This is a genomic window from Niastella populi, assembly GCF_002078015.1.
GTDB lineage: Bacteria > Bacteroidota > Bacteroidia > Chitinophagales > Chitinophagaceae > Niastella > Niastella populi.
The window spans coordinates 19,477-30,084 of the sequence record NZ_LWBP01000230.1; the positions used below are offsets into that span (position 1 = coordinate 19,477).

The 10,608-nt window shown below is 40.8% G+C and carries 9 protein-coding genes; 6 read left to right on the forward strand and 3 right to left on the reverse strand.

The annotated features are described in order from the left end of the window. Positions 1 to 319 precede the first annotated feature (319 nt). A complete protein-coding gene (gene hyoA, locus A4R26_RS30075) occupies positions 320 to 4,726 on the forward strand; it encodes an NACHT domain-containing antiphage protein HyoA (RefSeq protein WP_081170230.1) in 4,407 nt (1,468 codons plus the stop codon). A 135-nt stretch (positions 4,727 to 4,861) separates the two neighbouring features. On the opposite strand, the gene A4R26_RS30080 is transcribed toward hyoA, so the two are convergent. From A4R26_RS30080 to A4R26_RS30090, 3 genes are read right to left on the reverse strand one after another with little or no spacing between them, the layout of a single operon-like run. Continuing rightward, complete coding sequence (locus A4R26_RS30080) at positions 4,862 to 5,272, reverse strand: hypothetical protein (RefSeq protein WP_081170231.1); 411 nt, start codon at positions 5,270 to 5,272, stop codon at positions 4,862 to 4,864. 35 nt (positions 5,273 to 5,307) lie between these two features. After that, complete coding sequence (locus A4R26_RS30085) at positions 5,308 to 5,859, reverse strand: hypothetical protein (RefSeq protein WP_081170232.1); 552 nt, start codon at positions 5,857 to 5,859, stop codon at positions 5,308 to 5,310. Positions 5,860 to 5,903: 44 nt separating this feature from the next. Continuing rightward, positions 5,904 to 6,542: a recombinase family protein gene (locus tag A4R26_RS30090; RefSeq protein ID WP_081170233.1), complete on the reverse strand. Its 639-nt coding sequence runs from the start codon at positions 6,540 to 6,542 to the stop codon at positions 5,904 to 5,906. Between the two features lie 231 nt (positions 6,543 to 6,773). On the opposite strand from A4R26_RS30090, the gene A4R26_RS30095 reads away from it, so the two are divergent. From A4R26_RS30095 to A4R26_RS30115, 5 genes are all read left to right on the forward strand, one after another. After that, positions 6,774 to 7,097 carry a hypothetical protein gene (locus A4R26_RS30095; RefSeq protein WP_081170234.1) on the forward strand — a complete coding sequence of 108 codons (324 nt, stop codon included), beginning with the start codon at positions 6,774 to 6,776 and terminating at the stop codon, positions 7,095 to 7,097. Position 7,098: 1 nt separating this feature from the next. Then, positions 7,099 to 7,602 carry an RNA polymerase sigma factor gene (locus A4R26_RS30100; protein WP_081170235.1) on the forward strand — a complete coding sequence of 168 codons (504 nt, stop codon included), beginning with the start codon at positions 7,099 to 7,101 and terminating at the stop codon, positions 7,600 to 7,602. Then, on the forward strand, positions 7,599 to 8,036 hold the full coding sequence (locus A4R26_RS30105; RefSeq protein ID WP_081170236.1) for a hypothetical protein: 438 nt from the start codon (positions 7,599 to 7,601) through the stop codon (positions 8,034 to 8,036). Before A4R26_RS30100 ends, A4R26_RS30105 begins: the two co-directional genes overlap by 4 nt. Further along, positions 8,036 to 8,881, forward strand: coding sequence for a SymE family type I addiction module toxin (locus tag A4R26_RS30110; RefSeq protein WP_081170237.1), 846 nt, complete (start codon positions 8,036 to 8,038; stop codon positions 8,879 to 8,881). Before A4R26_RS30105 ends, A4R26_RS30110 begins: the two co-directional genes overlap by 1 nt. A 390-nt stretch (positions 8,882 to 9,271) precedes the next feature. Next, a partial coding sequence (locus A4R26_RS30115; RefSeq protein WP_081170238.1) for a hypothetical protein occupies positions 9,272 to 10,608 on the forward strand: 1,337 nt, incomplete at its 3' end.

The following is a 10,608-nucleotide window of genomic DNA, read 5'->3' on the forward strand; positions in this document are numbered from 1 at the left end:
GTCTAGTTTTTTTATTTCTAAAATGAATTGATCATTGAATGAAAATAATTCAACTGATTCCTGGGAATGATGCGAATATAATAGTCAAATAGAGAATCAGAAATCAGATCCATACCATGTTTCCAAAAACTATTTTCTTTTTTCATCCGAAAATCATTGCACAGCAGTTGAATGGAGCGTCGCAAGGGACGCTCCATCAGGGGTAATATCGCCGATTACAATACTTTAATGGCAATTAAATAATTCTTGTAATTTCCTCTAACTTAGATGAACATTGATATCAAGTGGATAAAGTTTAATTTTATAAAAAGTTAAGCCATTGGAAAAATATATAGAACTTCATCGTTCATTCTACGAGTTGCCCGCAAATCTTGGTCAAGGCGCTAAAACTGATGACATTGATATAAAAGATCGTCTCGATTTTCGAATTGGGGAAACGTTAAATTGGGATGATTTACTAAAGGAGCATAGGATCATTTTATTAGCTGAAGCCGGAGCGGGGAAAACACACGAAATACGTAACATAACAAAGAAGTTAAAAGCAGATAGGAAAACTGCTTTCTTTTTACGTCTTGAACATATAACTACTGATTTTGAAACAGCATTTGAGGAAGGCACATTTCAAGAATTTCAGAATTGGCTTGGATCCAATAATGAGGGGTGGATTTTTCTTGATTCAGTTGATGAAGCCCGACTAAAAAATATAAAGGATTTTGAAGGAGCTATCAGAAAGCTTTCTTTGCAAATTTCTTCTGCATTACAGCGCGCGCATATTTATATAACATCAAGAATAACAGCATGGCGACCTAAAACAGATTTAGTGACATGCAATGCCAAGCTCCCATTTTTACTGCTAAATGAACATGAAGTATTAGGTGATAGCAAGAATATAGATGATTCTACCCATACAAAGGAAGGCCTTACAAAAAAACGTGCTGATGCAGCATCTGAAGATGATCGTTCAGGATTTAAAATCTATTCTTTAACTGATTTATCACAAGAACAAATTTTCACCTTCGCAAAAGCGAAGGGCGTTAAAGACGATTCAAAGTTTTTAGATGAGATTGAACGACAAGATGCCTGGGCTTTTACTACTCGTCCTCAAGACCTAGAAGAAATCATTGAGTTTTGGAATGCCCAAAAAAGAATTGGAACAAGATTGGAGCTAATGGAACATAGTGTCGAGAGAAGAATTAAAGAAAGAGATGAAGAAAGGGCAGAACAAAGACCCCTTGCGTTGGAAAAAGCTCGGGAGGGAGTTCGTTTACTTGCTGCAGCATGTACATTACTACGCAAATCAACGATCAAAGTTCCTGACGGGGCAAATAGTTCCGAAGGAGTTGATGCAAAAGCTATATTGTCCGGCTGGGATGACAAAGAATGCCAAATTTTGCTAAGTCGGCCAATCTTTGACGAAGCAATATATGGCTCTGTCCGGTTCCATCATCGATCGGTAAGAGAGTATCTTACCGCTAAATGGTTATTTGAATTATTAAAGCAACAAGGGTCACGTCAAAGAATCGAAGATTTGCTTTTTCGAAAGCAATATGGGATGCAAGTTGTAATTCCATCAATGAAGCCAGTTCTGTCCTGGCTGGTTTTGTTTGATATGAAAATCATGCAAAGGGTATATAAGCTTGAACCTGAAATTATTCTACAAGGTGGAGATCCCAGTAAACTTCCATTGGAAACTCGAAAAGATATACTTAGCACTGTTTGTGAGAAAATTTCTATAGGAACTTCCAGTAGAGACATAGGCGACCATGCGACAGTTCAACGCTTTGCATCTCCAGAGTTGGGCGATGAAATAAAAAGTTTAATGCAGAAATATGGTAGTAACTATAGCGTCCTTTCCTATTTATTACGCATGATCTGGCAAGGGCGTGTAAAAGAAGCTTTACCCGAAGCTAAACTTTTTGCCTTGAATCCCGAAATAGAAAGATATGTGAGAACAGCGGCGATTAGAGCAACTAAGGAAGTGGGTTCCATTGAAGATTTTAATGACATTGTAAAATCTTTTCAGTCCGAAAAGGCCCCGCATAATAGAAGCGTATTAGCCGAAATAATTGGACTAATTGATTCTACTAAAGAGAATGTGGTTTGGATATTGAATGCTATAGAAAATGTTCAGGATAAGGAAAGATATAACTACGATGGTCTTAGTCAAACCCTTTCCTATTTCGTCGACCGCTCAGATTACGAGGTGACTTACGAATTAGTGAAGGGGATAGATAAATTACTACGGCGAGAACCATTTATAGAAAGAAGGCATTGTGAAATATCGGAGAAGTATGGTTGGTTAATGCCGAATAGTTTAAAAGGTATAGAAAAGCTCATCCTTGGTCGACATCCATATGCATTGAACGAGGAAAGTCTTTTTGCACTTACACTTTTTCAAGCCTTTCAAAATTACAGAGATTTTGACAGCATATCCCTAAAGCAGAATGTTTCTGTCCTTGTACAAGAATGGGCTGAATTGAATCATAGAATATTTTGGAAGGGTGTTGAAGAAACTAGAAGAACTTTGCATCGAAAGGATGAACCGTTAACAAATTTTTGGCAAGCTTTTGTAATGGGTAAATATTGGAATTTTGGTCCCAAGGATTTTGAACGGATTTTAGAAGATATCAACCTGCGTCCGTTATTTGATGACAAACTTGTTGCCTTATCTTTAGCGTTTCAACTGTACAGAGAAAATAAACGACCAAAAAAGTGGTTATCAGAACTGAAAAGAGCTGTCTCAAAGAATCAGGATTTAGATAACAGGCTTAAGGAATTTCTTAGTCCGCCTGCTCAATCTCCAGAAATGCGGAAACTGAAACAACAACAAGCTCAATGGAATCGTCGTGATAAAGAGCGCAAAAAGAAAGCAGAAAAAGATCACCTTGAATCTGTTGAATGGCTAGGTAAAAATTATCAACAGTTACGTATTAATGGTTTGGAAAAGGGTGTTGTTTCGCAGAATCAATATTATATGCATGAAAAAATGAGAAGCCTCGACAGGAATGCATCAAAATGGACAACAGGAAATTGGCAGGTTCTAATTAAAGATTATGGTGTAGATGTTGCTACAGCTTTCCGAGATGGTGTGGTAAGTTTTTGGCGGCAATATACTCCGCATCTTCGTTCAGAGAAAATTGAAAAGAATAGTACCCCGTTTGCAGTTATATTTGGTTTATCTGGCTTAAAGATAGAATCAACGGAAACTCAAGGTTGGCCGGAAAATTTAAGCGAGCAAGATGCTGAAGTGGCTTGTCGCTATGCTCTTGAAGAATTAAACGATTTTCCGGACTGGTTTTTTAGTTTGTATAAAAAGTTCCCAAAAGTAGTTACTCGGATTTTATTAAATGAAATTGATTGGGAATTGAGATTTGAGGATAAAGGGGAACAAGTTTACCACGTTCTAAGCAAAGTAAGCTACCATTGTGAATGGATGTGGAATGATTTGGCGCCAATACTGTTGGAAAAATTGGAGATCGATTCAATAAGTAGTGCAAATTTAGAAAGCGCACTAAAAATCATTCAGGGAAGTCAAACTGTACCTGAAAGTCAGCTTTGCGAATTAGCAGCTACAAAATGTAAAACTATTAAATCATCAGCAAATATTTCTTATTGGTATTCTACTTGGATTGGGATTGATCCAGAGAACGCAATTAAGGATTTTACTACACTTTTAAACGATACCAATAATACAAATCCAGACGCCGCAAAAGATTTGGCTATGCAAGTTCTTGTCAAGTTGGTAGGTGAGAGGCGGTCGGCATCGAAAGCAAAAGAAAATTATAAAACCGCTAAACACTTAAAAGAATTGTACCTACTTATGCATCAATATATAAAAGTTGAGGAAGATATAAATCGATCAGGAAGAGGTGCCTATTCTCCCACATTACGAGATGATGCTCAGGATGCACGTAGCAGTTTATTTTCAATGCTAAAAGATATCCCTGGCAAAGAGTCGTATTTAGCAATGACTGAATTATCTCAAACACATCCCGTTCTGGAACACCGAGTTTGGATGATGAATAATGCTAAGGAACGTGCTGAAATGGATGCTGATATTTCTCCGTGGACTAGCAAAAAATTTGATGAGTTTAGTAAAGCCTTAGAAAGCACACCAGTTAACCCCCGAGAGCTTTTCGATTTAGCTGTGCAACGTCTTTTAGATTTGAAACATGATCTTGAGGATGGGGATACGAGTATCGCCCCAATTTTAATAGACGTTACCGAAGAGACAAAAATTAGGAATTATATTGGCGGATGGTGTCGGGATCGATCTCAAGGAAAATACTCAGTTCCACAAGAAGAAGAGTTTTCTGATTCTAAAAGATCAGATATCCGTTTTTTAGGATCAGGCTTTGATTGTGCCATTCCTATAGAATTAAAACTTGCAGACAATAAATGGAGCGGAGCTAAATTACAAGAAAGATTAGAGAATCAGTTATGTGGAGACTATTTGCGTGACAATCGTTCTTCATATGGTATTTTTTTACTTGTGTACAGAGGGGAAAAAATTTCATGGGATATTCCCGAAGGAAATCCTAAAGCTGGATTTTCTGAATTAGTCGAAGCTCTCCAAGATTACTGGCAGAAAATATCAGTTAATTATCCCAAAATTGAACAAATCCGAGTGATTGGTATTGATTTATCTAAACGAACACAATTGCGTGGAATGCTGAATGGAACGCAAGGGACGAGACATCAGGAAAATAGTTCTGCAAATCATTAAACTCCTGACATATGCGTTATTCAGAAAGTGTTTAAAGAGTTACAGGTCTTAATTCAAAAAATAGCCCCGATGTAGACACACCGCGGCTATTGGTTAAGGCTCTGATTAGTGCAAAGAGGTATAATAAACTGTCGATTATTGAAGCTGGATATTCTTGCACTGGTTCTGTTCACACGACACAGTAAATGTCCCTATCCATGATTTTCCGGTGCAGGTTGCTTTGTATGTATAGGTCTTGCCTTGATACAGGTCGAACGTTGCATATTTGCCGTAGTTGGTATTGCTGCATTCCGGCGGGACAGACGATGACTGCATGACCTTTCCCTGAAACGGCGTAATGATCTTGCCGTCGGCATCCTTCACCTCCACGGCTATATAGCCGCAGGCAGGATTGTAATTGATCCAGAATAGATAACGGTTTGGCGATACTACACCGCCTAAAGAACCGCATGTGTTTTCGGTATCTTTCCCTTTCTGGCAGGAATACGAAACAAGCAACAGGGCAAACAGATAAAAAACGGGCAAGGAATATTTTGTAAGACGCATAAATCGTATTTAACGGGTGATTGTTATAGTGTTGTTCAGTCAATGCCGAAGGCGAACACGTCGGCGGCAGTATTGCCGTATTTGGATAGGCTGCCTTTGTTGGCAAAGAAGTACTCGCCTTTGTCCAGCTTGGAATCGGGGATGATTTCATAGACCTGATGGCCGAGTGCTTTCACGCTGTAAGAAATAACCTCCTTATTGCCGGACGATTTGCCGAATACCTTGTAATCCCCAAAGTTGCCCGAACGCTTACCCTTTTTCACCGTTGCCCTGTATAACGTGAACCAACCGGTCGGATCACCTATGCCCTCACCCAATGCCACAATAAAGGTCATGCGATCTGACGATGGCAGGCGTATCGATGATTCCTTTCCTTCCAGCACAAAGTTGATCGAAACGCCGCCATAGCCCATGGCCTTTGCTTTGGTAACGTATTTGGCGGTGGTCTTTTCAAGAGGCTTCAGGGAATTGCCTGACTGGTGGTAATAACGGATATCATTTAGCACGTCCGGCACGGGTGGCTTTGTTGTTTGTGCGTTTGCCATGCCTGCCAAAAAGCATACGGTAAATAAGATCGCTTGTTTCATACAATAGTTTTATAGTTTATAATGGGATTACTTGCCGGCACTCCCTAATTTATCGTCATGCTGCGTTTCCAGACGTCATAAATGGTGGACGCATGCCAGAAACAGCCTTCACGGTACGAAGACACGCCCTCCTTATTCCACAACCGGGCAATGCTTTCATAACTGTATCCCGCATCATGCAAAGCCTGAATGATCGGGCCTTTCTCTTTGGCAAAGGCATCGGCTTTCTCCCTGTTGATCCCCGCCAGTACTTTGCCATACTTGCCAAGCTCTACACCTTTCGCTTTGGCGGCCTGCAATCCTTCCTTTGTTCTCCTGCGAATCCGCCTCAATTCCCGTTCTGCATCAATAGCATCTTCCAAATGGTCGAGGTCGTCCGCATAGGGTTTATCGGCGGCGATAAAACGTATGCGTTTCATCATCAAACCGGCAACCAGCAAAGCGTTGCGGGATAAACGGCTCATGGTGGAAAATATCAACGTGGCACCGGTTCTTTTACAATACCGGATCGCTTTTTCGAGTTCCGGCCTGTACTCGTCATACCCGCTTTCTATTTCCTTATAAACACGTAGGACTGTAGCCCGAGTAAGCTGCAAATACGTGTTCACAAAAAACATTTGCGCTTCTAATCCATGGATTTGCTTTTTCCTTGATACACGTAGATATAGTACTACTTTTTCCATCCACCTTTCATTATGCCATTCGGCAGTGAACCAACAATTAATTTCGAAGAAATATTTTTGACGGCGGTGATGTAGAGCATTGAATTTTAAGGATGATTAGAGCCTAATCTGTTGGTTTCCATTCGTATGTTAACGTTGATATGCATACGAACAAATAAATTTGACGCGTAATTTTGATGGCCTGATTTGCAGCACTTAAAACGTTCATTACTTCACAAAAACCTTCCTCAAATGGAAAACGTTTTAATGCAGGTGTGCCGCGAAATGCACAACCTGACCAAGCGGCAAGTGGCCCGCAAGCTCGGCATCCCCGCAACCGATTACTATGATCTTGAAACAGCGAAACTGGCCATGACGCCTGTGCATGGCAAAGCACTCGAAACCCTTTACAATATAAAATCCCATTACTTTCTTGAAGCGTCCGGCCAACTGGATCAGATCAGGACATTGAAAGAAATCATCAGACAACAAAAGGATGAACTGAAGCGGATCAATGCCCTGATGGAAGGCGGTTATGAACTGTTGCATCAAGACAGGCAATCAAAGGCGTCCTGACATGAAGGGGCGGATTTCGGATCAACTTCTTGTTGACCTGCTGGTGAAGAAGGACAAGGACGCCTTTGCTTTTTTGCAGGACAGCTATTCGCCATCCCTGCACGGCAGCATCATCGACCTGATGGCGGATAAAGATATTGCGGAATCTGTCCTGAAAAAAGCCTTTGCATCGGCTTACTTCACCATCAGCCAGCATAAGCGGAGAGGCCAGAAGCTATACGCATGGTTACAGCATTTCGGCCTGCGCCTCGTGCTGGAACCGTTACGGGCCATGCACCAATGGCCGACAGCAGGCCAGTTGCAGGACGCGTCCGATGCCTTGTATTCCCTGCTGAACGCCATGGATCCGGTGTCAAGGGCCGTGATCCAGTTTATCTATGACAAGGGATATAGCAAAGCCCAGGTCGCCTGCCTGCTGAACCTGCCTGTGTACCGGGTGGAAGAACTGCTGCAATCCGGCTTGCAGCGATTACAGCATTATCTAAACAATTGTCACTGGGAATGATTGCTACAAAATTATTCATCGAGCATTATAAATCGGAACACAAGCTGTTTGCCCGGATTGACACCATTTTGGAAAAACACGCCTTATATAATATCGACCGTGACGGCGGATGGTATGTGCTGAGTTACTGGTTCGGTCATCTATATGAGGTCATTGAATCCGATTACAAGCTGGTCTTGCGGTTAGGGACACCGATTTATAGCCGTGCCGTTCACTTGTATTGGAGCGACGTTATCGTGCTGGATGGCGTGTCGCTGGATCGTTCATGGTTTTATTACCCGAAGTTGCTGATCGGCAAAAAGGAACAATATATCATGCATGCACGGGGATTTACACCATTAGGCAATGTATTTTCCCTGATGCGGGCAGGCGTTTTAAAACAGGTCAATGCGCCCGATACGTCATGGGATTTTGACAATTCAATCTATCGATAATGGAAATACAGACAGAATATCATACGACGCAGAAAACGTTGTTCCGGCGGGTCAACCAGATCAGGAATGCCAATGGCCTGTGTGTTTTTGAGGAAGAAGGGCCGGGATACAAGCTTCAGTATTGCGACGATGTTGATCTGAAACACGTTTATATCGTGTTGAAAGGAAAAGAAGGCCAGCCCTTCACACTCCATGACGAGTTTTACGAATGCTATATAAGGCTTCGGGAAGGCGATGTGCTGGTCTATGAGTGCGACGAAAACAACAAGGTTTGGTTTTCAATTCCCTCGAAAGCTGGACATGAAAATGAAGACACGGAGGAAACAGTTGGCTATTCCGATTATGGCCCCATTACTGAAATGGTAAAATCTGGCCTTATTATAAACGCAAAGAACCGGGATCTTTCCTTGCATGCATTCTTGCGTGAGGTCAGCCAGGAACGGGAAATTGTCAAAACCAAAGAAACGGAGGTATTGCCTGCATCCAGCCCACACATTGAAGTAGTGGAGCAAGAGCCTGTTATCTTTGACCTACTGACCGAGCTTTTACAAAGAGATGACCTGAAAACCGCACTGGATCAAGCTCAATGCATTTCCGAATATTGCAACAAGGAAACAGGTGTCTGTATCAGAACCCATCACGTAATGTATCGGTTTTATTGTACGGGATACTCCTTCTTCAAGGGGTTTCAATATCAACAGACCGCGCAAATGCGTTTCGGTGGCCGTTGGATGGAACGGGCCGGGTTTGATACCGGACAGGAAATAAAGATTATTACCATCAATGGCATGATCCTGATTGTGCCGATCCATCCGCCTGAATCCTTACGGGGTGAACCGGAATAATCGGCAACGGTTCGCCCTGCAAACATATTAACCTCCCCCAGATGCCCCGATGTGCCCGGGCAGACCCCGGCGCTTGGGGTTTTTTCTTGTTCAAAAGCAAAAGCCACTTCCCCGGAGAAAGATGCGGTTTTCACTAATTAAATACCATTAACCATTAAACCTTATCCTATATTGAATACCACAAACGGCCCATACGCCTGTCGGTTGACAGCTTCATATTGGCCACCGTACTGGGCGGTAACAGATCAAGGCGCGAAACGGTGTACTGTTGTTCTGGAATCCAATCGCAGCTTTTTAATTTGAAAAGAAAAAATCGCCTTCAGGGCTCGAACCTCTTTTTTCGCACCAATTTTATATAGATTTATATCTGTAAGTCATTATATTAGCTGTATGGCTAAAAAGATTTTTTCCATTGGTTATGATATTCCTAGTGATCAAACAGAATATATTGAGTTCTCTTCTGGGAAATCCTTAATGGATGCGGATATCTTATTGATCAATCCCGACTCAATTGAACCTAGCGGAAATTGGGTGAGTTTTACTTCAAGTGATGGCGGTTGTTATAATGTCGACGCTTCAACGCGGTATAAGCAAAAAGTATTTAATCTAAAAAAAGAAATAAAAGATCATTTAGATAATGGGCAAAGTGTCTTTATTCTTTTGACGAAGGAGAAAAAATATAGCCTCGCCAATAGCATTTCTTCACCAAGAAAAGGACAAACCACCTATGGCACAGAATTGTACAGCAATTATAATTTTCTACCAATAAACATTGGGACGTTAGTATCTGGATCTGGAAGACATGTGCAATCTTCCGGGAACCCAATATTCAGTAATCTTTATAAAAAATTTGAAGAATATTTGGAATATCAACTTTACATAGAAAATTCCACTAACGCCCAAATTATTTTTACCGGCAAAGATAAAACTAAAGTGCTAGGGGCGGTCTATAAAGTTGGATCTGGCAATTTGATTGTACTACCATATTTGAAGTACGATTATAAAAAGTTTGTAAAAACTAAGGAAAATCAAAAAGGTGAAGTAGAGCAATACTGGACAGCAACTGCTTTAAAGTTTGGTCATGAATTAGTTGCATGCATTATCCAAGTAGCTAGCGATCTAGGTAAAGCAACCGAAAGAACACCGCCCCCACAATGGATTAATAAATCCGATTTTATTGGCTCTAAAGAGACAGAAATTATTGAAGCTATTCAGAAAGAAGAGAAAAAAATTGCAAATATCAACAAAGAAATCAGCAATCTAAGTATCAAACTTGCAGAAGAGCAAGTTTTAAAGGATTTACTTTTTGAACAAGGTAAGCCTTTAGAAAGTGCAGTTATCAAAGCTCTCAAAATTTTGGGTTACAAAGCAGAAAATTATGATGACGGAGTTTTAGAATTAGACCAGGTTATTACCTCACCCGATGGATATAGATATATAGGCGAGTGCGAGGGAAAGAACGAAAAGGATATTGATATTACGAAATACCGCCAATTAAGCGACTCTATAAATGCTGACTTTGCCAGAGATGAAGTAGAGGAAAAAGCTTTTGGCATTTTATTTGGCAATCCTCAACGCTTGACTGATCCAGATAAGAGAACCTTAGATTTTACTAAGAAGTGTAAGATTAGTGCTGAGCGTGATAAAGTTGCTCTTATAAAAACAGTTGACCTTTTTAAAGTTGTAAAATATCTTTCTGAAAACACTGACGAGACATTTAAAAAAAA